Origin of the sequence: Nocardioides sp. (assembly GCF_044226305.1) — a bacterium.
GTDB lineage: Bacteria > Actinomycetota > Actinomycetes > Propionibacteriales > Nocardioidaceae > Nocardioides.
Genome location: NZ_JBGAHF010000027.1, coordinates 1 through 23,648, shown reverse-complemented (window position 1 = coordinate 23,648; position 23,648 = coordinate 1). Strand labels below are relative to the sequence as shown.

The following is a 23,648-nucleotide window of genomic DNA, read 5'->3' as shown; positions in this document are numbered from 1 at the left end:
CCCGGCGCCCTCGTGGCAGGGAGCGCCTGGACCGCTGCCGGCGGTGGGTTCGGCTCCGAAGGTGTCGAGCAAACGGTGCCGAAGTCACCGCTGACTCCGCAGCAGGCGAAGCGGGTGCGGATGCTCATGATCTGGACCCCAGGAACGTCGGCCGGGCCGGCCCATGACCCGAGGGGGTCACATGTGCTCTGGGGGTTGCCGAGACCTCGGAGCGGACGGCCCTCAGCCCGCGGACGCCGCCTCGGCGTCCTCGGCCGCGTACGTCGCGTGCAGCTCGTGCTCCTTCGCCTTGCTCGGGAACAGGAAGAACACCAGCGCCATGCCGACGAGGACGGCGACCAGCCCGGCGATGTAGGCCCACTGGTCGCCCTCGAGGAACGACGAGCGGGCGGCGGCGAGGATCTGCTCGGAGTACTTCGGGTTCTGGCTGGCGAGGTCGGCGGCGCTGGCGTAGGAGAGCTGGAGCGTGGCCTGCGTCGACGACGAGACGTCCTTGCCGGACGAGGCGATCGCGGCGCCCATCGCGGACGCGTACCCGGCCGTCAGCAGCGCGCCGAAGATCGAGGTCATGAACGCCCCGCCGAGGTCACGCTGGAGGTCGGCGGTGCCGGAGGCCATGCCGACGCGGGTGACGGGCACCGAGCCGGTCAGCGAGTTCGACGAGGGGGTGCCGGCCAGGCCGACCCCCGCGCCCATCAGCGCCAGCGGGATCGCGACCTGCCAGTACGGCGAGGAGTCCTTCCAGAGCAGCAGCATCCCGACGAACGCCAGGGCCAGCAGGGTCTGGCCGGCGAGCAGCGTCGCGCGCGACCCGATCCGCTGCACCAGGATCGCCGAGCGCGGAGCGACCAGGATCATGAACACCACGGCCGGCAGGATCGCGAGACCGGCGTCGAGGCTGGAGTAGCCGAGCACGTTCTGCAGGTACTGCTGGTTGACGAACGCGATGCCCATCAGCGAGCCGAAGACGATGATGCCGGCACAGGCGGCGACCCAGAACGTCGCCCGCTTCGCGACCCGCAGGTCGTAGAGCGGGTTGGCGGCGCGGCGCTGACGGACCAGGAACAGCACCAGGCCGACCACGAAGACCCCGAGGAGCGCGTAGGCGGTCGTCTGCAGGTTCGGGACCGTCACGAAGTTGATGGCGACCACGAGGGCGCCGATCATCACCGCGGACAGCACCCCGCCGACGTTGTCGACCGGCTCGGTCGCCTCGTTGACGTGCGCGGGCACCAGGCGCCAGGCCAGGACCAGGGCGAGCAGGGCCAGCGGGATGGTGACCAGGAAGACCGACCCCCAGTCGAAGTGCTGGAGCAGCAGCCCGGACACCATCGGTCCGAGCGCCGCGATGCCGCCGCCGAGCGCCGACCACAGCGCGATCGACTTGGTGCGCGCCGGACCGCTCCACAGCGCGGTGATCAGGGCCAGCGTCGTGGGGTAGGCCATGCCGGCGGACAGGCCGCCGACCACGCGGGCGCCGAACAGCACCGTGTCGGACGGCGCGAACCCGGCCACCAGGCAGGCCGGCACCGACAGCAGCATGCCGATCAGGATCATCAGCTTGCGCCCGTAGCGGTCGCCGAGCGCGCCGAACCAGAGCACCGACGCCGCCAGACCGAGGGAGTAGCCGACCGCGATCAGGTCGAGCATCGTCTGCGAGGAGTCGAACGCCTTGCCGATGTCGGGCAGCGCGACGTTGGCCACCGACAGGTTCAGGTTGGCCACGGCCGCGACCAGGATCAGGGTCAGCAGCACCGCCTTCGCCCGGGCCGGTTCGGTCGACCCGGGCTCGCCCCCGGAGGCGCTCGGTGCTGGGGTAGCGGCGTCAGTGGTCATGCGCGCCATGGTGCTGAACCGGGGGCGGCCCTACCTCCCCCGTTGCAGGCGAACTCAGCCGGCCGCGCCGTCGCCCACGACGTGGTTCAGGGCGTGCTGCTGGAGCCGCCGCTCGTCGTCGTGGCTGACCGGCTGGAGGTCGAAGACGACCTTCTTCACGCGGCCGGTGAAGGTGTACGGCGCCTTGTCCTCGTAGTCCAGGTCGACCACCAGGCCGTTGTCGCGGCTGATGTCCATGCCGGCGTACGACGTGAACGCGAGCGGCACGGTGTGCGGCATCGTCCCGCCGCCGACCTCCCGGTCCCCGACGAAGAGGGTCACCTTCCCGCCGCTGCCCGGCACCGGCTGGTCGGACTCGAAGAGCATCTTGACCCGGACGTCGCCCGGCGGCAGCGGCTCGGTCGCGACCTGCTTGTACGTCTCGACCCCGAGGAAGGAGTACGTGTGGTGCAGCAGGTGGTCGCCGTCGACCCACAGGCCGAAGCCGCCGATGAAGTCGGCGTTCGCGACGATCACGCCCTCGGCCCCGCTCTCCGGCACCTCGAGCTCGGCCTCGATCGCGTACGAACGGCCGTACACGCGCGGGATCATGCCGCGCGCGACGTTCTGCACGTCGCCGGCGAACTCGAAGCGGGTCACCGTCGGCAGCGGCGGCAGGATCCCGAACATCACGCTCGCCCCGGCCCACATCGGCAGCACCTGGTTGCGCTCGGCCTCCTGCCACCAGAGCTCCTGGAGCTCGGCGACCTTGTCCGGGTGCTGCGCGGCCACGTCCCGGGCCTGCGAGAAGTCCGTGGTGAGGTCGTAGAGCTCCCACGGCGCGTCCCGGTCGGGGTCCCAGTTACCGTCGGGCCCGAACTTCTTGATCGACTCGGGGGAGAAGTCCCACGGGATCCGGTCGGGCTTCGACGCGGCCCACCAGCCGTCGTGGTACATCGCCCGGCCGCCGAACATCTCGAAGTACTGCGAGGTGTGCGCCTCGGGAGCCGCGCCGTCGTCGAACGAGAAGAGGAAGCTGGTCCCGTCCATCGGGTCCTGGTCGATCCCGTCCACGGCGGTCGGCTCCGGGAGCCCGCAGGCCTCCAGGATGGTCGGGCCGACGTCGATGCAGTGGGTGAACTGCGAGCGCACCGCCTTGTCCGGCGAGATCCGCGCCGGCCAGGCCACCGCCATCGGGTCGCGGGTGCCGCCGAGGTGGCTGGCCATCTGCTTGCCCCACTGGAACGGGGTGTTCATGGCGTGCGCCCAGGCGGCCGCCACGTGCGGCGCCGTGTGGTCGTTGCCGATCGCCTCGATGCCGCCGTACTGCTCGATGAGCGCGAGCTGCTGGTCGGCGTCGAGGACGACGCCGTTGAGGAAGGTCATCTCGTTGAAGGAGCCGGTGACCGTGCCCTCCATGCTCGCGCCGTTGTCGCCCCAGATGTAGAAGACCAGGGTGTTGTCGAGGTCGCCCTGCTCCTCGATGGCGTCGAGCAGCCGTCCGACGTTCCAGTCGGCGTTCTCCTGGTAGCCCGCGTACACCTCCATCTGGCGCACGTAGAGCAGCTTCTCGTTGTCGCTGAGCGTGTCCCAGGCGGGGAACAGGTCGGGTCGCTCGGTCAGCTCGGTGTTCGGCGGGACGATGCCGAGCTCCTTCTGGCGGGCGAGCGTCCGCTCGCGCAGCACGTCCCAGCCCTCGTCGAACTGCCCCTTGTACTTGTCCGCCCAGGCCGTGGCGACGTGGTGCGGGGCGTGCGCGCAGCCGGTCGAGTAGTACATCATCCACGGCTTGGTGCGGTCCTGCGCGCGGACGGCGTGCAGCCACTCGACGGCCTTGTCGGTCAGGTCGTCGGGGAAGTAGTACTGCTCGCCGTCCTTGCCCTCGGGGACGCCGACGGTCCAGTCGTCCATCGTGACGACCGGGTCGTACTGCCCGGCGGCACCGGAGAGGAAGCCCCACCAGTGGTCGAAGCCCCAGGCCTTCGGCCAGAGGTCGAACGGGCCGGCGGCGCCCTGCACGTTGTCGGGCGTCATGTGCCACTTGCCGAAGCCGCCGGTGACCCAGCCGTTCTCCTTGAGGATCCGCGGGAACGCGGCGCAGCTGCGCGGCTTGCGGGCGGAGTAGCCGGGGAACGGGCCGGGGAACTCGGTGATCGAGCCGAAGCCGACGTGGTGCTGGTTGCGACCGGTGAGCAGGGCGGCGCGGGTGGGGGAGCAGACCGCGGTGACGTGGAACCGGTTGTAGGTCAGGCCCATGTCCTGGACCCGCGTGAACGTCGGCGTCGTCACCGGTCCGCCGAAGGAGTCGATCGAGCCGAACCCGGCGTCGTCGATCAGGACCACCAGCACGTTGGGGGCACCCTCGGGTGCCTGGATGCCCGGGACGAACGACCAGTCGGGGACCGACTCGCGCAGGGTGCGGCCGGCGGTCCCCCCGAACTTCTTGTCCGGGACGGGCAGCACGGTGCGGTCGGGGCTGAACTTGCCCATCGCCTCGCCCAGCGCGTCCTGGAGGTCCCGCAGCCCGGCCTCGTCCATCTCGACGACGGACTTCGCGGGCGAGCCGGTCAGCTGCTGCTCGACCGCGAGCCGCTCGTCGGGCGGGAACAGCCCGATCACGAACGCCGTGCCGGCCGGCATCGCGTCGCCGATCTTCTCCTCGATGGCGCCCCGGACCTTGTGCCCGGTGAACTTCCCGACGACCGCCCCGGCGGTCGCGCCGACGGCCACGGACGCGAGGAGCGGGGGAGCGAACAGGCCGACGAGCACGCCGACACCGCCGCCCCACCCGGCGCCGCGACGGCCGAGGTGGTCCCCGGTGTCGTGCACGGTGGTGGCCCCCTCGGCGTCCTTCGACACCAGGATCAGACCGCGCGAGGCGACCTGCCGGTCCGCCACCTGCGCGGCGAGCGTGTCGAACTCGCGCTGCGCCGCCTCGAGGTCCTGGTACGCCGCGACCACCAGGATCAGGTTGTCAGCCATGGTTCTCTCCTACTCTCTGTCGTGCTCGGGGTTCCACTCGGTGGGTCGCGGCCGTCCGGTCGCGTCGTGCCATCAGGGTCATCACCTCGTCGGCCTCGCCGCCGGAGCGGACCCGGTCGGCCATGAACCGCATCGGGAGGTCGACGTGCTCGAAGAAGCGCCGGTAGCCGGCGCAGAGGTGGTTGAGGCCGGGCTCGCCGTCCGCCGTCGTGGCGAAGCGGTCCTTGGGGCAGCCGCCGTTGCACGCGAAGCGCACCCGGCAGGAGCGGCACTGCCCGGGCAACGTCTCGAGCTTGGCCGCGCCGAAGGCCTCCTGCTGCGGGCTCCCGACCAGCTCCAGCAGGGTCCGGCCCTCGGCCAGTGACCCGAGCCGGTGCTCGGCGTCGACGAAGTGGTCGCACGAGTAGACGTCCCCGGTGTGCTCCAGGGCGACCGACGCCCCGCAGGTGCGTTCGTGCACGCACACGCCCATCCCCTCGAGGCCGAGCCAGTGCGCGAGCGCGGTGTCGAAGCCCTGCACGAAGACCGTGCCGACGTCGTGGCGGACCCACTCGTCGAAGACCGCGCACAGGAAGTCGCCGTACGCCGCCGGCTCGACCGAGTGCGGCGCGACCTCGCCGTCGACGCGGTCGACGATCGGGATCAGCTGGACGAAGCCGGCGTGGAGGTCGTCGCGCAGGAAGCGGTACACCTCCGCGCCGTGCGCCTGGTTGGCCCGGTTGACCGTGACGAGCGCGTTCCACTCCACGTCGTGCCGCTGCAGGGCGGCGAGGCCGGCCAGCACGCGGTCGAAGGTCGGCTTGCCGCCCTTGTCCACCCGGTAGGCGTCGTGGAGCTCCCGCGGCCCGTCGACCGACACCCCGACCAGGAAGTGGTGCTCGGCGAGGAACTGCGCCCAGGTGTCGTCGACCAGCGTCGCGTTGGTCTGCACGGTGTTGAGGACGGCCTGCCCGGCCGGGACGAGCCGCTGCTCGAGCTCGACCACCCGCCGGAAGAAGTCCAGCCCCATCATGGTCGGCTCGCCGCCCTGGAACGCGACCACCACCTCGGGCTGGTCGCGGTGCGCCGCGAGCAGGTCGGTGACGTACCGCTCGAGGACCTCGTCGGACATCCGGAAGTCCGAGCCGGGGAACAGCTGGTCCTTGGTCAGGTAGAAGCAGTAGGTGCAGTCGAGGTTGCACACGGCACCGGTCGGCTTGGCCATCACGTGGAACGCTCGACTCACCCGGCCGACGCTAGTGAGGACGAGCCGTGGCGTTCAGTGCCGTTGGTCCCGACCGTACGTCCCGTTGCCGCCGTGGCCCGGCCGCCCCTAGGTTGGACACGTGTCCAGTGACCTGATGCCCGAGATCGGCTGCTACGGCCTGGCCGGCCCCGCCGACGACCCCCGCGCAGTCGTGGCCGAGGCCGGGCTGGCCGAGGAGCTCGGGATCGGCGCCATGTTCCTCTCCGAGCGGTTCAACGTGAAGGACGCCGGCGTGCTCGCCGGCGCGGTGGCGGCGACCACCGAGCGGCTCGGGATCGGGACCGCCGCCACCAACCACAACACCCGGCACCCGCTCGTGACCGCGACGATGGCCACGACCCTGCACCGGCTCTCCGGCGGCCGGTACGCGCTCGGCCTCGGCCGCGGCTTCGACCTGCTCTTCGACCTGATGGGCCTGCCCCGCGTGACCGGTGCCCAGATGGCCGACGCGATCGGGATCTACCGCAGCCTGTGGCACGGCACCGCGGTGGCCGGCCACGAGGGGCCGGCCGGCTCCTACCCCTACCTCTCGCAGGACAGCTCCTTCGACGAGGACATCCCGGTGCTGATGATGGCGATCGGCGACCGCAGCCTCGACCTCGCCGGCCGGGTCGCCGACGGGGTCGTCCTGCACACCTTCATGACCGACGAGACCGTCGCCCGCTCCGTGGGCCGGGTACGCCGGGCGGCCGAGGAGGCCGGGCGCGACCCGGCCTCGGTCCGGGTGTGGTCGGTGCTGGCCACCGTCGACGACGCGCTGCCCGAGGAGCTGCGGCTGCGCAAGCTGGTGGGCCGGCTGGCCACCTACCTCCAGGGCTACGGCGAGGTGCTGGTGCGGGCCAACGGCTGGGACCTCGCCGACCTCGAGCGGTTCCGGAGCGACCCGCTGGTGCAGGGCTACCCGGGCGCCTTCGACGCGATCGGCACCGTCGCCGAGCTGGAGCACCTGCGCGACGACGTGCTGCCGGCCTCCTGGCTGGCGGCCTCGGCGACCGGCTCCCCGAAGGCCTGTGCCGCGCGGATCCGCGACCAGCTCGACGCCGGCGCCGACAGCGTGGTGCTGCACGGAGCCACGCCTGCCGAGCTCGCGCCCGTGCTCGAGGCGTGGCGCCTGGTCCGGCCGGCCGGGCTCGACGCGCTGCCGGTCAACCCCGGCTGGGGCGCGGCTCGGGGGCTTAGGGACTGAACCCGTCCTCCGGGAGCGGGCGAGGTGCGGACCGGGTGAGCCGGTTCAGGACTTGTATTCGAACACGTGTTCGATTAAGATGCTGGCATGGATACGCTGGCCGCGATCGACGCCGCCCGTCGGGGCGTGGGGTCGCTCCTGGCCGTCGACTGGGACGACGTGCCGCCCGCGGAGCTGCCGGCGGCGATGGTGGAGCTCGAACGGGTCCGCGCGCAGCTCGACGCGGTCCGCCTGGAGGTCGCCGACCGCCTGGAGCACACCGGCGCGGCAGGCGAGGTCGCGTGGGCGTCGACCAAGGACTTCCTGACGACCGTCGCGGGCGGTCGGAAGGGCACCGGGGGCGGGATGCTGCGGCTGGCGGCCGGGCTGCGCGACCTGCCCGACGTCCGCCAGGGGCTGGTCGAGGGCTGGTTGTCGATGGACAAGGCCCGCGTGATCGCCCAGCGCGTCGCGCAACTGCCCCGCGTGGAGGAGGTCCGGCGGATGGCCTCGCGCTCCCTGCTGGACAGGGCGCACGACCTGGACGCCACCGACCTGGACCGCGCCTGGTCCGACGTGGTCGACGAGATCGACCCCGACGGGCGGCTGCTCGGTGCGGACGACGACGAGCCCCGCCACGAGCGCGCCGCACACCGCGCTCGGTTCCTGGGGTTCACTCCCGACGAGGTCGGCGGAGCGTGGTGCAAGGGCTACGGCAGCGCCGAGGACGTGGAACTGGTCAAGGCCACCCTGCTCCCGCTGGCCGCTCCGGTCACCACCGAGCCCGGCTCCTGCGGCGGGGAGCTCGCCCACCTGGCCGCCGGTCGGCGCGGCACCCGCTGCCCCGAGGACGGGTGTGCCCACGACGGCCGCGACCCCCGTGAGCACGGCGCTCGTCTGTGGGACGCCCTCGTCGAGCTGTGCCGGCGCGCCCAGACCGCCGACGTCCTCCCCGTGACCCACGGGGCCCGGCCCCGCCTGAACGTCCACGTGGACCTCGACCGGATGCGACAGGGACTGCACGCCGCCGGGCGCCTGCCCGACGACCAGTCCCTGTCCGCGACCGCCGTGCGCCGGCTGGCCTGCGACGCCGACATCATCCCGGTCGTGCTCGGCACCGCCGGCCAGGTGCTCGACGTCGGCCGCACCCAGCGCCTGGTGACCACCGCGATCTGGCTCGCCCTGATCGCCCGAGACCGGCACTGCACCTTCCCCGGCTGCCGCCGCCTGCCCGCCGCCTGCGACGCCCACCACGTCGTCCACTGGGCCGACGGCGGCTCCACCAGCCTCGACAACCTGGCGTTGCTCTGCCGCCGCCACCACACCACGGCCCATCAGACCGCCTGGCGCCTCGAGATCGACCCCCACACCCGAAGACCGGTCTGGCACCCACCACCCCGCACCGGCGACGGCCGCGTCACCTGGCACGTCACCCCGCCCTACCGAGCGGCCTGAACCAGTCCGGGCAACGTCGCTTCTGCTGACGACCAGTCCCGCTCCGCGGCCGCCGCGCGCCGGCTGGCCCGCGACGCCGACCTCATCCCCGTCGTGCTCGGCACCGCCGGCCAGGTCCTCGATGCTGGCCGCACCCAGCGGCTGGTGACCACCGCGATCTGGCTCGCCCTGATCGCCCGCGACCGGCGCACCTTCCCCGGAGGCCGCCGCCTGCCGCCGGCTCCACCAGCCTCGACAACCTGGCTAGTGCTTAGGTAACAACCCCATAGGTGACCGCATCAACCAGCGCACAGCGCTATCGGCAGCACTCGCTCACGAAGTCGACAATTGCCGAAGATCTCTGCGCGCTCCGTGCGACTATGCGGGCCTCGGAACACATGGGGGAACTCGCATGCAGCACTTAATCAGAGCCGCTCGACAGGCAGTTCAGCAAGGCAACTGGTACGCGGCACTCAGCCTGGCCCTCACTCTGCCGGACATCTGCGGGAAGTTGGAGAACCCCAGTCACCGTTCGCGTCAGCGGTACGTCACCTGGTGCGACGCATACCTCGTGCCTAAGTACACCCACCTCATTGGGTCCGACCGGGAGCCGCACGTATTCCTGCATGGAGATGACTGCTACGCGCTCCGTTGTGCTGTGCTTCATGAAGGTGCAGACGACATCCTGGAGCAGCACGCCCGCAAGGCGCTGACAGCATTTCGCTTCGTGACGCCCCCGCGGGGCGGCGGGCAGATCCACTGCAATCAGATCAATTCCATCCTTCAGCTGCAGGTCGACGTCTTCTGCGAGGACGTGTGCCAGGGCGTAGACACTTGGATCGAACTTGCCCAAGCGACAAACCCCGAGGCTATGGCGCGCGTCGATCGGCTCATGGAGATTGAGGTCATTGGTCCGTCGTTCTCGATGTAAGTCGGCGGCGTCCTGGGCATCCTAGGGCGCGCTTCTTGACTTGAAGGGCAACGCAACTGGGGACCGTTGGTGCGTTGCGGTAGCAGGGTGCTGCCGCCTCTCAGGTCCGCAGGTGCCCCGCGCGGCGTGGGTCTGCCGCGTGGGGGTCCGGTTCGGCGGCAGTAGCGCGTGACCGCTGAGCTTGCTAGAAGTCGGTTCGCTGGTCGTCTGGCTGCTGGTCGCGGCCCCGGCGGGCTTGCCTCATGGTCCGGAGGGGTGCCCCAGCTGCACCATCCCTTGCGCGCTGACCGCCCCGTGCCCCATGCTGGACACATGTCCAGTCACCTGTCTGTGGATCGGCTCCCGGCGTGACCGCGACCGCGAGCCCGCCGATCGTCTTCGACCCGTACGACTACGGGTTCCAGGAGGATCCCTACCCGACGTACCGGCGCTGCCGTGACGAGGACCCGCTGCACCACAACCCCGACCTCGACGTCTGGGTGCTGACCCGGCACGCCGACATCGAGCACGCCGTGCGCAGCGTCGGCACCTACTCGAACGCGATGGGGGTCTCGATCGACAAGAGCGCCTGGGGGCCGGACGCCCACCGGGTGATGTCGTTCCTCGGGATGGACCCACCGCGGCAGACCCGGCTGCGCCGGCTGGTGTCGAAGGGCTTCACCCCGCGCCGGGTCGCCGAGCTCGCGCCGCAGATCCAGCGGCTCACCGACCTGCACCTGACCCGGTGCCTCGAGGAGGGCTCCTTCGACTGGATCCACGACTTCGCGGGGCGGCTCCCGATGGACGTGATCTCCGAGATGATGGGCGTCCCCGAGTCCGACCGGGCGGAGGTACGGCGCCTCGCCGACCTGCTGGTGCACCGGGAGCCGGGCGTCCGGGACGTGCCCCCCGAGGGGTCGGCGGCGGCCCTGACGCTGGTCGTCTACTTCACCGAGATGGTGGAGAGCCGCAAGAAGCGGCCGACCGACGACCTCACCAGCGCGCTGCTGGCCGCGAGCATCGACGCCGACCGGCTCACCGAGGAGGAGATCATCGCCTTCCTCTTCCTGATGGTGGTCGCCGGGAACGAGACCACGACCAAGCTGCTCGGGCACGCGCTGTTCCACCTGACGCGGCACCCCGAGCAGTACGACCGGGTGTTCGCCGACCCCGAGGGCGTCGACGACCTGGTGACGCCGTGGATCGAGGAGACGCTGCGCTACGACACCTCCAGCCAGATGGTCGCGCGGCACCTGCTCCGCGACGTCGAGCTGCACGGCAAGGTCGCGCCCGCGGGCTCCAAGGCGCTGCTCGTCCTCGGGTCGGCCAACCGGGACGACCGGGTCTTCGAGGACCCCGACCGGTTCGACATCTTCCGCGACAAGGAGGAGCTGGCCCGGCTGCTGAGCTTCGGCGGCGGCCGGCACTTCTGCCTCGGCGCGAACCTGGCCCGGCTCGAGGCGCGGATCGCGCTCACGGAGCTGGTGCGCCGCGTCGGGTCGGTCGAGGTCGACCACGACGCGTCCGTGCGGGTGCACTCGATCAACGTGCGCGGGTTCGCCTCGGTGCCGGTCCGGACCACGCTGCGCGGGCAGGTGGCCGGGTGAGCGGCAAGTACGCCCAGCCCGAGCGGCGGCCCGCGGTGGTGACCGGCGCCTCGTCCGGCATCGGTGCCGCCACGGCGCTCGCGCTCGCTGCCGCCGGGTTCCCGGTGGCGCTCGGCGCGCGTCGGACCGATCGCTGCGAGGAGGTCGCCGCGCAGGTGCGCGCCGAGGGCGGCGAGGCGGTCGTGCACGCGCTCGACCTGACCGACGACGCCTCGGTGGCGACGTTCGCCGAGAAGGTCGCCGCCGACCTCGGCGACGTCGAGGTCGTGGTCAGCAACGCAGGTGCGGTGGCACCCGGCACCGTCCACGAGGTCGACACCGAGCGGTTCTCCCGCGAGCTGGACCTCAACATCGTCGGCGCGCACCGGCTGGTCCGCGCGTTCGTGCCCGGCATGGTGGAGCGCCGCCGCGGTGACCTCGTCTTCGTCTCCTCGGACGTCGCCGTCCGGGCGCGACCGTTCATGTCGTCGTACGCCGCCGGGAAGTGGGGCCTCGAGGGCCTGGCGCACGCGATGCAGATGGAGCTCGAGGGCACCGGCGTGCGCGCGTCCATCGTCCGGCCGGGCCCGACCTGGAGCGAGATGGGCTCGGACTGGGACGTCGACGAGGCCGCGTTCGTCCTCGGCCAGTGGGAGCGCTTCGGCCAGGCCCGGCACCCGCACTTCCTCAAGCCCACGGCGGTCGCCGACGCGATCACCACCGTCGTCAGCGCGCCCCGGGGCGTGCACCTCAACCTGATCGAGGTCTCGCCGGAGGCCCCCCTGTCGGACCCGGAGGACCGATGACCACCACGACACGGTCGGCGATCGCCGACATCCCCGAGGTCTCCTTCGCGGTGCCCGACGACGGCTACGGCCACTTGGCCGAGATGCGGGTCGACCCGATCGGGCTGCTGGAGCGGGTGCACGCCGAGTGCGGCGACGTCGGCCGGTTCCGGCTGGCCGACAAGGACGTGGTCCTGGTCTTCGGTGCCGACGCGCAGGAGCAGTTCTTCCGGGCGCCGGACAGCATGCTCGACCAGGCGGCGGCGTACCCGTTCATGACTCCGGTCTTCGGCAAGGGCGTCGTCTTCGACGCCTCGCCCGAGGAGCGGCAGCAGATGCTGAAGAACCAGGCGCTGCGCGGCGACATGATGCGCGGCCACGCCGCGACCATCGAGGCCGAGATCACGCGGATGGTCGCCGGCTGGGGCGAGGAGGGCGAGGTCGACCTGCTCGACTGGTTCGGCGAGCTGACCGTCTACACGACCTCGGCCTGCCTGATCGGCAAGCCGTTCCGCGAGGAGCTCGACAACAGCTTCGTCGGCTACTTCCACGACCTCGAGCGCGGCACGGACGCGATCGCCTACGTCGACCCGTACGCCGACATCGAGTCGTTCCGGCGCCGCGACGCGGGTCGCGAGGGACTGGTCGCGATGGTCCAGGGCATCATCGACCGCCGGAAGGCCCGCGGCACCGTCGCGCGCGAGGACCGCGACCTGCTCGACGTGCTGATCTCCCTGGACATGAGCGCGGACTACGTGACCGGGATCTTCATCTCGATGATGTTCGCCGGCCACCACACGACCTCGGGCACCTCCTCCTGGGCCCTGATCGAGCTGATGCGCCACCCCGACGTGATGGCCGCCGTGGTCCAGGAGCTCGACGATCTCTACGCCGACGGGGCCGAGGTCTCCTTCCAGGCGCTGCGGTCGATCCCGGTGCTGGAGTCGGTGCTCAAGGAGACACTGCGGCTGCACCCACCGCTGATCATCCTGATGCGCGTGGTCGCCGAGGAGATCGAGCTCGCCGGGCACACCATCCCGGTCGGCACCGTGGTTGCCGCGTCGCCCCGGGTGTCGAACCGGCTGGCCGAGGACTTCCCGGACCCGGAGGCCTTCGACCCGGGGCGGTACGTCGACCCGCGGCAGGACGACCTCCAGAACCGGTGGACCTGGATCCCGTTCGGCGCCGGCAAGCACCGGTGCGTGGGCAACGCGTTCGCGATGATGCAGATGAAGGCGATCTTCTCGGTGGTGCTGCGCGACTACGAGTTCGAGATGGCCCAGCCCGCGGAGACCTACCGCGACGACCTCTCGAAGATGGTCATCCAGCTCGAGCAGCCCTGCCGGGTCCGCTACCGCCGGAGGGTCCGATGAGCTGGCGGGTGGTGGCCGACGCCGGCCTGTGCCAGGGGCACCAGATGTGCCAGGGGGAGGCGCCCGACGTGTTCGGGTTCGACGACGGCACCGACCAGGTGACCGTGCTCCAGGAGCACCCGCACGACCCGCTGCGGCCCCAGGTGGAGGCCGCGGTCCGCTACTGCCCGGCCATGGCGTTGTCGATCGAGGAGGAAGCATGACGCTCACCCGCGCCGACATCGAGGAGTTCTGGGAGTCCTGGCTGGAGGTCAACCGGGAGGCCGAGCGCACCGGCGACTGGCGGATCATGGCCGAGTGGTACGCCGAGGACGCGACCTACGGCTGGATGTACAGCCCGGACGAGCACTTCATGGCGGTCGGCCGCGACCAGGTCCGCGACTACGCGATCGGGATTGAGATGGACGGCCTGGACGGCTGGCACTACGACTACCAGTGCACGCTGATCGACGAGCAGAAGGGCATGGTCGTCGGCTTCTGGAAGCAGAAGTCGGGCATCCTCGACGACGCCGGTGAGGAGTACGAGATCCTCGGCATCGGCGGCTCCTGGTTCGGGCTGGAGCGCCAGGTCGGCGGCGCGGACGACGGCCTGGTGAAGATCGCCTGGCAGCGCGACTGGTTCGACATGCCGTCGACGGCCCACACGTTCCTGCAGATCGTCGAGGCCGGCAAGGCGCCGGACACGCTGCTGAAGCGGATGTCGGTGGGTGGCCTCGGGACCCCAGGGCACTACCGCTACCGGGAGATGCCGTCGACGGTCTGGCCGCCGCCGGTGGAACGCGGCGACTTCGCGACCCAGGAGCCCGCCCGATGACCCTTCCTCCTCCCGCCCAGCAGCTGGTCGACGGCAAGCTCATCGGTGCGGCCGACGGGACGACGTTCCCGATCCTGGACCCGGCGACGGGGCGGGAGATCGGCCGCGCACCCGACTCGACGGCCACCGACGTGGAGGCCGCGATCGCCGCGGCGCGTCGCGCCTTCGACGAGAGCGACTGGTCGACGGACACCGAGCTGCGGGTGCGCTGCCTGCGCCAGCTGCACGCCGCGCTGCTCGAGGACGCCGAGCCCTTCAGGGCGCTCACCACCGCCGAGGTCGGCATGCCCGGCTTCATGATGGGCGCCGCCGGCTTCGACGTCCCCGTCGACGGCCTGCGGTGGGTCACCGACCTGCTCGAGGACTACGAGTTCGAGACCGACCTGGGCGTCGCGCACCCGATGGGCATCGCGTCCCGCCGGACGGTGCGTCGGGAGCCGGTCGGCGTCGTCGCCGCGATCACGCCGTGGAACGTGCCGACCCAGATCAACCTCGCCAAGGTCGGTCCGGCGCTCGCGGCCGGCTGCACGGTCGTGCTCAAGCCCGCGCCGGACACCCCGTGGCTGGCCTGCGAGCTGGGCCGGCTGGTCGCCGAGCACACCGACATCCCGCCCGGGGTCCTCAACGTCGTGACCCCGCGCGCCAACGACGTGGCGGCGCAGCTGACCACCGACCCGCGCGTCGACATGGTGTCGTTCACCGGCTCGACGGCGACCGGCCGGGCGATCATGGCCGCCGCGGCGCCGACCCTGAAGAAGGTCTTCCTCGAGCTCGGCGGCAAGTCCGCCGCGATCGTGCTCGACGACGCCGACCTGGCCGCGGCGGCCGGCGCGACGGCGTTCACCGCCTGCATCCACGCCGGCCAGGGCTGCGCGATCACCACCCGGCTCGTGGTCCCGCGGGAGCGGTACGACGAGGCGGTGCAGGTCGCCGCGGCGACGATGGAGTCGATCGGGGTCAAGGACCCGGCCGACCCGGGCGCGATCTGCGGACCGGTGATCTCGCAGGCCCAGCGCGACCGGGTGGCGTCGTACCTCCGGCTCGCCGAGGAGGAGGGCGGCACGTTCGCCACCGGCGGCCACGTCCTCGACCGCGACGGATACTGGGTCGAGCCGACCGTCGTCGCCGGGCTCGACAACTCCAGCCGGCTCGCGCAGGAGGAGATCTTCGGCCCGGTGCTGGTCGTCATCCCGCACGACGGTGACGACGACGCGGTGCGGATCGCCAACGACTCGGCGTACGGCCTGTCGGGCTCGGTGGAGTCCGGGTCGCTGGAGCGGGCCAAGGCGGTCGCTGCGCGGATCCGCACCGGCACGATCGCGGTCAACGGCGGGGTGTGGTTCAGCCCGGACGCGCCGTTCGGCGGCTACAAGCAGTCCGGCCTCGGCCGGGAGATGGGCGTCGCGGGGTTCGAGGAGTACCTCGAGACCAAGACCGTGGCAGAACCCGCGTGAGGAGCGAGATGCGTTTCCAGGACAAGGTCGTCGTCGTCACGGGCGCGGCGCAGGGCATCGGCGAGGCGTACGCGCGGGCACTCGCGGCCGAGGGCGCATTGGTCGTCGTGGCCGACCTCAACGTCGAGTCGGGCGAGAAGGTCGCCGCCGACATCGGCGCGATGTTCGTGCGCACCGACGTCTCGTCGCACGAGTCGGCGGCGGTGCTGGTCGAGGCGGTGGTGGCGGAGCACGGCGGCATCGACGGGCTGGTCAACAACGCCGCGATCTACGGCGACATGCAGTTCGACCTGCTGATCAGCGTGGACTGGGACTACTACCGGAAGTTCATGTCGGTGAACATGGACGGCGCCCTGGTGATGACCCGCGCGGTCTACCCGTCCATGCAGGCCCGCGGGGGCGGCTCGATCGTCAACCAGTCCAGCACCGCCGCGTACCTCTACTCCGGCTTCTACGGCCTCGCGAAGGTCGGCGTGAACGGCCTGACCCAGCAGCTCGCCCACGAGCTCGGCGGGATGAGGATCCGTGTCAACGCCATCGCACCCGGGCCGACCGACACCGCTGCCACGCGCACGCAGGCCGGCGACGCCGCCAAGGAGCTGGTCAAGGGCCTGGCGCTGAAGCGGATGGGCCAGCCGGAGGACATGGTCGGCGCCTGCCTGTTCTTGCTCTCCGACGAGTCGTCCTGGGTGACCGGCCAGATCATCGCGGTCGACGGCGGACAGACGTTCCGGGCATGACGCGCGTCGGCTTCGTCGGCCTGGGCAACATCGGGAAGCCGATGGCGCTGCGGCTCGCCGCCGCGGAGGACGTCGACCTGACCGTGCACGACGTGGCGCCGGAGCCGGTCGCCGAGCTGGTGGCTGCCGGGGCGAGTGCGGCAGGCAGCGCGGCCGAGCTGGCCGCGACCTGCGACGTCGTCTGCGTGATGGTGCGCGACGACGACCAGGTGCGCGCGGTCGCGGCCGAGGTCGGGACCGGGCCGGTACTGGTCGTGCACTCGACGGTCGCGCCGGGCACGCCCGCCGAGCTGGAGGCGCAGGGCCACCGGGTCCTCGACGCCCCGGTGAGCGGCGGTCCGATGGGGGCGGCCGAGGGCACGCTCGCGATCATGGTCGGCGGCCCCGACGACGCCTTCGAGCTCGCCCGGCCGGCCCTGGAGGCGATGGGCACCAAGGTCGTCCACGCGGGTCCGGTCGGTGCCGGGACCCGCTTCAAGCTGGCCCGCAACCTGATGCACTTCGTGTCGTTCACGGCCGCGATGGAGGCGTCCCGGCTCGCCGAGGCCGCCGGGCTCGACGTGGCCGAGCTCGGCCGGGTCGTGCGGCACACGGACGCGCTCACCGGTGGCCCGGGTGCGATCATGCTCCGCGACACCACGGCGCCGATCCCGCCGGACGACTTCTGGTTCGGTGTCCTCGGACACGTCCGCGCGCTGGGGGAGAAGGACCTGGCGTTCGCGATCGCGCTCGCCGACGAGCTCGGCGTCGACGTACCTCTCGCGCGCGACGCGCTGCCGAGACTGGGGAAGGAGCTGGGACTGCCATGAGCAAGTTCGACGACCTGCCGGAGGTGCGGCGACGCGGCCTGGAGCGGATGGAGGAGGTCTACGGCTTCGAGATGACCGATGGCGAGGGCGACTTCTTCCGCTACACCGCCGACCACCTCTTCGCCGACATCTGGAACCGCCCCGGGCTCAGCGACCGCGACCGCCGGCTGCTGTTGATCGGGCTGCTGACCGGGTCGAACCAGCACGACGTGCTGACGATCCAGATCCCGGCGGCCTACGCCGCCGGCGAGCTCGACGAGGTGCAGCTGCGCGAGATCGTGATCCTGCTGTGCCACTACGCGGGCTGGCCGAGCGGGTCGCGCGTCAACCAGATCGTCGAGACGACGATCGCCCAGGCGAGATCGTAGGGCCGGCCCGTGTCCAGCCTCCCGTCGAGCCCGCCGTCGACGTTGCCGCGCCGCGGCCTCAACGCGCGCCAGGTCGAGACCGTCGAGAAGCTCTTCGACGCCGCCAGCGCCTCGCTCGAGGAGTCGGCGTACGACGACCTGACCGTCCGCCTCGTCGCGGCCCGTGCCGGGGTGTCGCCGGCGACGGCGTACACCTACTTCTCGTCCAAGGACCACGTCTTCGCCTCGCTCTTCTGGCGGCACGTGGCGAGCGCCGAGCCGCCCGAGCTGTCGGGCGACGCCGTCGAGCGGGTGCAGCAGACCGTGCGGCACCTCGCCGACCACATCGGCGGCTCGCCGGCGCTGGCCGCGGCCGCCACCAAGAGCCTGCTCGGCAACGACCCGGACGTGGAGCGGCTGCGGCTGACGATCGGCCAGCACTGGTTCGAGCTCTTCGACGCCGCGCTCGGCGGCGACGCGGACCCGGCCCTGCTGCGCACCCTCACCTTCGCGTTCTCCGGCGCCCTGCTCGAGGCCGGCATGGGGATCCTCGGCTACGACGAGCTCGGGCCCCAGCTCGAGTCCGCGGTCGAGGTGATCGTCCGCGGCAACGCCTGACTCGTCAGGACACGAAGAGCGGCAGCGACCGGCGCGGCTCGAACCGGAACGCGGCGCCCCCGCTGAACCGGGTGATCGCCACCTCGCCGGCCTCAGGGGCCGCTGCGTCGGTCCGGACGACGGTCGCGGTCCAGTCGCTCTCGGTCCCCGCGACCTCCACGTCGAGGTGGGGGTCGACGGCGCGCACCACCGCTTGCAGTGCTCGGGTCGACCCCGGTCCGCAGAGGCTGATCCACGCCCCGTCGTCGTGGGCGGGGGAGCGACGCACGCGGACGGTCGCGCCGTCGCGCTCGAGGTCGACGTACGCCGCCGGGTTGGCCAGCGGGTGCAGCTCGAGCAGCCGCGCCGCGTCCTCCGGCCCGTCGCCGAGGCCGAGCGCGCGGTGCAGGCGCTCGGCGGTGATCCCGGCGTGCCCGACCAGCTGGCTGAGGGCGATCCGGCCGGCGGTGGGGGAGTCGGCGCGGTCGCGGACGGCGAGGAGGAAGGACAGGTCGAGCAGGTGCATCTGCAGGCACACCTCGTCGGCGAGCCGCACCAGGGCCGACCGCGAGAACGCCGCGAAGTCGACGTCGCTGACCAGGTCGCCGGCGTAGTCGCCGTACCCCTCGTCGGCGGGGTCGATCGGGTCGAGCTCGAGGGTGGCCGCGCGGGTCCGGGCGTTGACGGCGAGGGCCGGGATCGGCTCGACGGCGGGGGAGTCGTCGTCGATCGTCACGGTCCACGCGCAGTGCGGGTGCCGGTCGGAGGGCACCCGCGGCGGTCGATGGACCGGCCGCATCCGGGCCTTGGGGTTCGTGGCGACCGCGGTGGCGTCGAACGTCGGGTCCTCGATCGCGTGGCACATCGACCGCACGTAGTCCTCGCCCATCGGCTCCACGTCGAGCAGGGCGCCGCAGTGGTCCAGGTGGAACCCGCCGTGGTAGCGGTCCTCGAGGGTGTAGCGGAAGTCCATGAACTGCGGCGGCGCGCCGATGTCGAGCTGGAGGCCCTTGAAGATCGTCACGACGTCGTCGCCCTCGAACGAGAGGGCCCGCTGCATCCGCCGGGTGTAGATCGGGCTCGCCCCGGCCCACTCCTCGATGGCGATCTCCGTCATCGACTCACGGCCCAGCTCGGCGATGCAGAACGCCATGCCGGCCCGGTCGATGAGGTGGCCGGTCAGCAGCAGCTCCGGGACCAGGACGGCGAGCTGCTCCCGGGTGAGCTGCTGGTAGCGGCTGGGCACGGCCTCAATCTAGACATCTGACCAGAAAGGTGTCCAGTAAGCGGCTCGCCGACTACGGCGGGGGTGGCGCCGGCGCCGGCAGCACCGGTCGGCTGAGGTCGGTGATGATTCGCTCGATCTCGGCGAGGACGTGGTCGGCCAGCGCGCCCTGGGCCTGGCGCTCGGCGGGATCGGTGGCCTCGAGGTCTCCGAGCACCACGATGTTCTCGTCGTTGAGCGTGTTCGCTGGATCGGTGTAGTTGAAGCTCCCGGCGATCACCAGCTGGCCGTCGATCACCATCAGCTTGTGGTGGACCTTGCGGACCCCGGTGCCGGGTGCGTTCTCGAAGAGCTCGACGCCGGCAGCCACGAGCGGGTCGGTGGCGGCCCACGCCTGGGAGCCCTGCTCTCGGTCGAGCACGCCCCGGAGCCGACCGATGGCGGGCGGCGCCATCCGGAGCATCGTGTCGTCGATCCCGGAGGACTGCGCGAAGGTGAAGATCGCGAAGTCGACGGAGCTCCGCGCCTTGAGCATCTGCTTCATGATCTCCATCTCGGGGCCCTGGTCCGGCGCGAAGACCGGCTTGACGCGCATCCCGCCCAGCTCGAACTCCGCCGGCCGGGGATCGCGTCGCTCGTGGAGCACGCCGAAGGTGCCGCTGCGCAGCCGTTCGAACTCGGCGCCGTACTGGGTGCACGCCCGTTGTCCGTGCAGCACGACGACGTGGTTGAGGTTGTTCCCCGCGGCGAGGGGCGCGGCCGCCGTGTTCTTCCCGGTGTCGGTCAGCGTGAAGTTGGTCGAGCCGGTCAGCACGGCCGCGGTCGTGCGGCCGGGGTCCCGCACCACGAACTTCTGGTGGAAGATCGCCGGGTTCAGGTCCGTGATGACGTCGACACCGGCCCGCTGGAGCGCGTTGTAGATGATCCGGTTCTCCTCGAGCGGGCCGCCGACGGTCCAGGGGTCGTCGAGCGCGGGGGCCTCGACCAGGTAGTCGCCCTCGAGGATGACCCGGACGCGGACCCGCCGCCGGCGGGCGGCGATGACGGCGGTGGCGATGGTGCGCGAGTCGATCTCCTGGACCGCGATGTCGAGCTGGTGGACCGCCCCGTCGAGGAAGTCCACGATGACGGCCTCCAGGTCGTCGGGGGCCCCTAGCACAGGTGGGCCGAGGTACATGCTGATACCGCCGCTGACGAAAGCCATCGCTCCTCCTCCCCGGGCACGGGGGTCACGGCGCGACGCGCACGTCGGCCCCAGGCCTGGTCAAACCCTGAGGAGCAGCAGTACGCATCCCACGTACGTCGTTGCCCCGGCGTCTCCCTGCGGGTCGAGCCGGAGTGTCTCGAGCCGGCGACCTCGGGCGGAACCGCCGGGGGCCGCTCCGCGTCCCACCCCGTATGAGCGGTGTCGGTCGGCGCGTGGTGCTCGTCGCCGCTGCATCCGTGCTGATCGTCGCCGGCCTCGTGCTGTGGCACACCGTGGCGCACGACGGTGCGCGGGTCGTCGACGACCCGTCCACCGCGGACGGGTGGCAGACCATCGAGTACGACGGGGTCCGGGTCGACCTCCCCGCGGACTGGGTGCGGTCGGACCGCGACGGCTGCGAGTTCGTGTTCGAGCGGTGGGCGGAACCGGAGGGGGCCGGCTGCGACACCGACGGCGACGGCCTGTCCTTCTACGTCTCCGCCACCTTCGACCCGGCGCACGGGCCGGGCGTGCGCCGCGGTGATCCCTCGGTCGACGGTGCGGCGTGGGCGGGCTACGCCGAAGCCGGCGGCTACGCGGTGTACGTCTCCGGCAGCGACCGCGAGCTGGTCGCCACGGTCCTGGCCTCCGTGCGGGACTGAGCCGCCGAGCCGCTCCCGCGGTGCGGTGCGGCTCACGCGTCTGCCAACGACTCGAGGGCCTTGGGCCCTGGTCCCACGGCCGGACCGGCGATGTGCTGGTGCCAGCGGGCTGTGGAAGCTCTGGCGAGGAGACGGCGGTGGGATCGGCGCTGACGGGAACGGCGCGGGCCGGGACGACCCGGGCGGGTACGGCGTGGCGCGTGGTCGCCGCCCTCGAGGTGCTCGTCGCCGGCGTGCTGGTGGTGGCCGACCTCCTCGTCCCGAGCCTCGTGCTGGTGGTGATGGCGGGGCTGTCCCTGGCGGTTCGGCGCGTGGGGTTCTCGTCCCTCGGCCTGGTCCGGGCCCCCTTCGGCCCCCTGACGCTGCGGATGCTGGCCTTCGCCGCCGCGTGGACCGTCGTGCAGCTCGCCTTGCTGATGCCGCTGGCCAACCACCTGTCGGGTCGGCGCCAGGACCTCAGCGGGTTCGCCGACGTCGAGGGTGACGTCGCCCTCCTCGCTCTCTTCCTGGTGCTGAGCTGGACGCTGGCGGCCTTCGTGGAGGAGCTCGCGTTCCGCGGCTACCTGCAGACCCGGGTGCGGGAGGTGATCGGGCAGAGCAGGCTCGCCGTCCCGGTGGCCGTGCTGGTCACGTCGGTCCTGTTCGGCCTGCTGCACACCGAGCAGGGGGCGATCGGGGTGCTGGTGGTCTCCCTGGACGGCATCGCCTTCAGCGTCGTGCGCTACCGCTACGACACCGTGTGGGCGTCGGTCCTGGCCCACGGCTTCAACAACACCATCGGCTTCGTCGCGTTCTTCTTCGTGGGCCCTGTCTACGGACTGTGGTGACGACCGTCGGTCGTGCCCTCAGCGCAGGGCGAGCAGGACCACGAACGCGAGCCAGGCGAGGACCGCGAGCGCGCGCAGCACCGCGTCGGCCAGCTGGAGCACGCTGCCGGTCCGGCCGAGGCTCTCGACCGCCGCGTCGCGCACGGACGTCGTCCAGCGCAGCGGCCGGTACGCGCTGGCCATCCGGGCCTGGTCGCTCAGCCTGGTCCAGGCGGTGTCGCGCCTCGGCGGCGGTGTCATCTCCGGGTTGGTGACGGCGACGAACGCCATGGCGGCCCCCCAGGCCAGGGGGGTGACCGAGGCGCGCACCACGATGCCCACGGCGAGCGCCGCCAGGGGCGTCACCAGGGCCCTCATGATCGCCTCCGGGCTGACGAACGCCTGGTCGAGGTCGTCGACCGAGTGCGCCCAGGTGGCGATGCACGCCCCGAGCCCGACCAGCACCATCGAGAACGACCGGTAGCACCGCAGGACCAGGACAACGACAGCGTCCTTGCCGCGGTTGAACACGGCGTCCGCCGGCAGCTGCCGGAGCACCGTACGGCGGGGGAGGCGGCGTCGCATCGAGGGCCCCTGTCCGTGCGGTGGCGTTCGTGGCGTGGGCGTTCACACCGGTCAGCGCCATTGTCCGAGGCGCAGGGGCGTCCGATCAGGGGCTTAGGTCCCTCGACGGGCGACCAGCGACCGCGTGGTGCCGCGGGGCGGAGCAGCACCCGGAGATGTGGAACCCCTCCGGAACAACGGGGGAGTGCGCCGGAGGGGTGACCACACCCTGCCCACGCTCGCCGCCGGCCAAACCCGGCGGTCTGGACAGGTTGCGGGGGTGGCCGGGCTCCGGTGGGGACGTGCCGGCCGGGCTACCGGCGCTCGTCGGTGTCGAAGCCGGGAAGACCCGACCGCTGCTCCGGCGAGACCGTCTCCTGGAACACGGTGATCTGGAGGTCGGCCGGCGCCTCGAGCCGTGCGTTGAGCGAGCGCCAGGGCGTCAGGACGGGTGGGGCGACCACCCGGGCACCGGCCGCCTCGAGCTCGCCCGTCGTGCGCGCGGAGTCGTCCACCTCGAACGCCAACCGGATGCGGGGGCTCTCCTCGGTGACTCCCTCGACCCGGTCGATCAGCGCCTTGTGGGTCGGGCTGGCGATCTCGAGCGTCGCCCGGCCGGCGTCGAGGATCGCCACACGGTCGTCGCCGCCCTCGGCGAAGGCCGCGACCTCATCCATCCCGAGGACGTTGCGGTAGAAGGTCACCGCCGCCTCGTGGTCGTCGGCCTCGACGACCACGCGGAGCTGTCGGACGCGGGGGCGGTTCTCAGGGGTGTGGGTCATGCCCGCGAGTCTGGCTGACGACCGCGTCCGTGGTCTCTGCCCGACGCCTGACATGCCGATCGCCCCGCCGCGGCCGAGCGGCGGGGCGACCGGGTCAGGCCGGGCTTCGACTAGATGTCGTAGTACTGACTGACTCACCCATGCTGACCTGCGCAAACGTCGAGATTCCCCGGCCATTTGTACCGGGCTTGTAACAGGCTAGTACTTCTTGCGAAGGTCCTGACCCTAGGTAGTCCATCTAGATTGGCCTAGAAAGCGTGCACTCTCTAGATCGTCCTGTCGAGGAGACGGGCCCGGAGAGGGCACACCCGGTCCTGGGTGCGAGGCTCCCCGCGACTACGCACACGAACTCTCCCGGACGCCGGC

Annotated in this window: 22 protein-coding genes; 15 read left to right on the top strand and 7 right to left on the bottom strand. The window is 71.7% G+C overall.

Features of this window, described 5'->3' with window-relative positions; all coding sequences use genetic code 11:
- Positions 1–222 precede the first annotated feature (222 nt).
- From ACILQ5_RS19975 to ACILQ5_RS19965, 3 genes are read right to left on the bottom strand one after another with little or no spacing between them, the layout of a single operon-like run.
- Entirely contained in the window at positions 223–1,836 is a 1,614-nt protein-coding gene (locus ACILQ5_RS19975) for an MFS transporter (RefSeq protein WP_395659784.1), read from the bottom strand.
- A 54-nt stretch (positions 1,837–1,890) separates the two neighbouring features.
- The gene (locus ACILQ5_RS19970) at positions 1,891–4,797 is read right to left on the bottom strand and encodes a sulfatase-like hydrolase/transferase (protein ID WP_395659783.1); all 2,907 of its coding nucleotides are present in this window, start codon (positions 4,795–4,797) and stop codon (positions 1,891–1,893) included.
- On the bottom strand, positions 4,790–6,022 hold the full coding sequence (locus ACILQ5_RS19965) for an anaerobic sulfatase maturase (RefSeq protein WP_395659782.1): 1,233 nt from the start codon (positions 6,020–6,022) through the stop codon (positions 4,790–4,792). Before ACILQ5_RS19965 ends, ACILQ5_RS19970 begins: the two co-directional genes overlap by 8 nt.
- Positions 6,023–6,122: 100 nt before the next feature.
- Here ACILQ5_RS19965 and ACILQ5_RS19960 point away from each other — a divergent pair, with 100 nt between their 5' ends.
- From ACILQ5_RS19960 to ACILQ5_RS19900, 13 genes are all read left to right on the top strand, one after another.
- Positions 6,123–7,229 (top strand): TIGR03857 family LLM class F420-dependent oxidoreductase, encoded by a 1,107-nt coding sequence (locus ACILQ5_RS19960; protein WP_395659781.1) that lies wholly within the window; start codon positions 6,123–6,125, stop codon positions 7,227–7,229.
- 87 nt (positions 7,230–7,316) lie between these two features.
- Complete coding sequence (locus ACILQ5_RS19955; protein ID WP_395659780.1) at positions 7,317–8,663, top strand: DUF222 domain-containing protein; 1,347 nt, start codon at positions 7,317–7,319, stop codon at positions 8,661–8,663.
- 391 nt (positions 8,664–9,054) lie between these two features.
- Positions 9,055–9,573: a hypothetical protein gene (locus tag ACILQ5_RS19950; protein WP_395659779.1), complete on the top strand. Its 519-nt coding sequence runs from the start codon at positions 9,055–9,057 to the stop codon at positions 9,571–9,573.
- Between the two features lie 347 nt (positions 9,574–9,920).
- Positions 9,921–11,159, top strand: a complete 1,239-nt coding sequence (locus ACILQ5_RS19945; protein ID WP_395659778.1) for a cytochrome P450 — start codon at positions 9,921–9,923, stop codon at positions 11,157–11,159.
- A complete protein-coding gene (locus ACILQ5_RS19940) occupies positions 11,156–11,944 on the top strand; it encodes an SDR family oxidoreductase (RefSeq protein WP_395659777.1) in 789 nt (262 codons plus the stop codon). Before ACILQ5_RS19945 ends, ACILQ5_RS19940 begins: the two co-directional genes overlap by 4 nt.
- Positions 11,941–13,296 carry a cytochrome P450 gene (locus ACILQ5_RS19935; protein WP_395659776.1) on the top strand — a complete coding sequence of 452 codons (1,356 nt, stop codon included), beginning with the start codon at positions 11,941–11,943 and terminating at the stop codon, positions 13,294–13,296. Before ACILQ5_RS19940 ends, ACILQ5_RS19935 begins: the two co-directional genes overlap by 4 nt.
- Positions 13,293–13,499, top strand: coding sequence for a ferredoxin (locus tag ACILQ5_RS19930; RefSeq protein ID WP_395659775.1), 207 nt, complete (start codon positions 13,293–13,295; stop codon positions 13,497–13,499). Before ACILQ5_RS19935 ends, ACILQ5_RS19930 begins: the two co-directional genes overlap by 4 nt.
- Positions 13,496–14,110, top strand: coding sequence for a hypothetical protein (locus ACILQ5_RS19925; protein ID WP_395659774.1), 615 nt, complete (start codon positions 13,496–13,498; stop codon positions 14,108–14,110). The genes ACILQ5_RS19930 and ACILQ5_RS19925 overlap by 4 nt, the downstream gene beginning before the upstream one ends.
- Positions 14,107–15,564, top strand: coding sequence for an aldehyde dehydrogenase (locus tag ACILQ5_RS19920; RefSeq protein WP_395659773.1), 1,458 nt, complete (start codon positions 14,107–14,109; stop codon positions 15,562–15,564). Before ACILQ5_RS19925 ends, ACILQ5_RS19920 begins: the two co-directional genes overlap by 4 nt.
- Positions 15,565–15,572: 8 nt before the next feature.
- Complete coding sequence (locus tag ACILQ5_RS19915) at positions 15,573–16,304, top strand: SDR family oxidoreductase (RefSeq protein WP_395659772.1); 732 nt, start codon at positions 15,573–15,575, stop codon at positions 16,302–16,304.
- On the top strand, positions 16,301–17,113 hold the full coding sequence (locus ACILQ5_RS19910) for an NAD(P)-dependent oxidoreductase (protein WP_395659771.1): 813 nt from the start codon (positions 16,301–16,303) through the stop codon (positions 17,111–17,113). Before ACILQ5_RS19915 ends, ACILQ5_RS19910 begins: the two co-directional genes overlap by 4 nt.
- Positions 17,110–17,481 (top strand): carboxymuconolactone decarboxylase family protein, encoded by a 372-nt coding sequence (locus tag ACILQ5_RS19905; protein WP_395659770.1) that lies wholly within the window; start codon positions 17,110–17,112, stop codon positions 17,479–17,481. Before ACILQ5_RS19910 ends, ACILQ5_RS19905 begins: the two co-directional genes overlap by 4 nt.
- A 9-nt stretch (positions 17,482–17,490) precedes the next feature.
- On the top strand, positions 17,491–18,078 hold the full coding sequence (locus ACILQ5_RS19900; protein WP_395659769.1) for a TetR/AcrR family transcriptional regulator: 588 nt from the start codon (positions 17,491–17,493) through the stop codon (positions 18,076–18,078).
- Between the two features lie 4 nt (positions 18,079–18,082).
- Here ACILQ5_RS19900 and ACILQ5_RS19895 read toward each other — a convergent pair whose 3' ends face one another.
- Positions 18,083–19,303, bottom strand: coding sequence for a hypothetical protein (locus ACILQ5_RS19895; protein ID WP_395659768.1), 1,221 nt, complete (start codon positions 19,301–19,303; stop codon positions 18,083–18,085).
- A gap of 52 nt (positions 19,304–19,355) precedes the next feature.
- Complete coding sequence (locus tag ACILQ5_RS19890; RefSeq protein ID WP_395659767.1) at positions 19,356–20,486, bottom strand: phospholipase D-like domain-containing protein; 1,131 nt, start codon at positions 20,484–20,486, stop codon at positions 19,356–19,358.
- A gap of 215 nt (positions 20,487–20,701) precedes the next feature.
- On the opposite strand from ACILQ5_RS19890, the gene ACILQ5_RS19885 reads away from it, so the two are divergent.
- Together ACILQ5_RS19885 and ACILQ5_RS19880 are read left to right on the top strand one after the other, a co-directional pair.
- A complete protein-coding gene (locus tag ACILQ5_RS19885) occupies positions 20,702–21,130 on the top strand; it encodes a hypothetical protein (RefSeq protein WP_395659766.1) in 429 nt (142 codons plus the stop codon).
- A 137-nt stretch (positions 21,131–21,267) separates the two neighbouring features.
- Positions 21,268–21,957 (top strand): lysostaphin resistance A-like protein, encoded by a 690-nt coding sequence (locus ACILQ5_RS19880; RefSeq protein WP_395659765.1) that lies wholly within the window; start codon positions 21,268–21,270, stop codon positions 21,955–21,957.
- An 18-nt stretch (positions 21,958–21,975) separates the two neighbouring features.
- Here the strand turns inward: ACILQ5_RS19880 and ACILQ5_RS19875 are convergent, their stop codons facing one another.
- Together ACILQ5_RS19875 and ACILQ5_RS19870 are read right to left on the bottom strand one after the other, a co-directional pair.
- The gene (locus ACILQ5_RS19875; protein ID WP_395659764.1) at positions 21,976–22,521 is read right to left on the bottom strand and encodes a hypothetical protein; all 546 of its coding nucleotides are present in this window, start codon (positions 22,519–22,521) and stop codon (positions 21,976–21,978) included.
- Between the two features lie 293 nt (positions 22,522–22,814).
- Entirely contained in the window at positions 22,815–23,282 is a 468-nt protein-coding gene (locus tag ACILQ5_RS19870; RefSeq protein WP_395659763.1) for a VOC family protein, read from the bottom strand.
- Positions 23,283–23,648: the final 366 nt, after the last annotated feature.

What these genes read in the sequence shown, in the direction of transcription:
- ACILQ5_RS19870 (WP_395659763.1), bottom strand. Translation starts at nt 23,282, where the DNA reads ATGACCCACACCCCTGAGAACCGCCCCCGCGTCCGACAGCTCCGCGTG.
- ACILQ5_RS19975 (WP_395659784.1), bottom strand. Translation starts at nt 1,836, where the DNA reads ATGACCACTGACGCCGCTACCCCAGCACCGAGCGCCTCCGGGGGCGAG.
- ACILQ5_RS19890 (WP_395659767.1), bottom strand. Translation starts at nt 20,486, where the DNA reads ATGGCTTTCGTCAGCGGCGGTATCAGCATGTACCTCGGCCCACCTGTG.
- ACILQ5_RS19970 (WP_395659783.1), bottom strand. Translation starts at nt 4,797, where the DNA reads ATGGCTGACAACCTGATCCTGGTGGTCGCGGCGTACCAGGACCTCGAG.
- ACILQ5_RS19875 (WP_395659764.1), bottom strand. Translation starts at nt 22,521, where the DNA reads ATGCGACGCCGCCTCCCCCGCCGTACGGTGCTCCGGCAGCTGCCGGCG.
- ACILQ5_RS19905 (WP_395659770.1), top strand. Translation starts at nt 17,110, where the DNA reads ATGAGCAAGTTCGACGACCTGCCGGAGGTGCGGCGACGCGGCCTGGAG.
- ACILQ5_RS19935 (WP_395659776.1), top strand. Translation starts at nt 11,941, where the DNA reads ATGACCACCACGACACGGTCGGCGATCGCCGACATCCCCGAGGTCTCC.
- ACILQ5_RS19920 (WP_395659773.1), top strand. Translation starts at nt 14,107, where the DNA reads ATGACCCTTCCTCCTCCCGCCCAGCAGCTGGTCGACGGCAAGCTCATC.
- ACILQ5_RS19925 (WP_395659774.1), top strand. Translation starts at nt 13,496, where the DNA reads ATGACGCTCACCCGCGCCGACATCGAGGAGTTCTGGGAGTCCTGGCTG.
- ACILQ5_RS19930 (WP_395659775.1), top strand. Translation starts at nt 13,293, where the DNA reads ATGAGCTGGCGGGTGGTGGCCGACGCCGGCCTGTGCCAGGGGCACCAG.
- ACILQ5_RS19955 (WP_395659780.1), top strand. Translation starts at nt 7,317, where the DNA reads ATGGATACGCTGGCCGCGATCGACGCCGCCCGTCGGGGCGTGGGGTCG.
- ACILQ5_RS19950 (WP_395659779.1), top strand. Translation starts at nt 9,055, where the DNA reads ATGCAGCACTTAATCAGAGCCGCTCGACAGGCAGTTCAGCAAGGCAAC.
- ACILQ5_RS19910 (WP_395659771.1), top strand. Translation starts at nt 16,301, where the DNA reads ATGACGCGCGTCGGCTTCGTCGGCCTGGGCAACATCGGGAAGCCGATG.
- ACILQ5_RS19915 (WP_395659772.1), top strand. Translation starts at nt 15,573, where the DNA reads ATGCGTTTCCAGGACAAGGTCGTCGTCGTCACGGGCGCGGCGCAGGGC.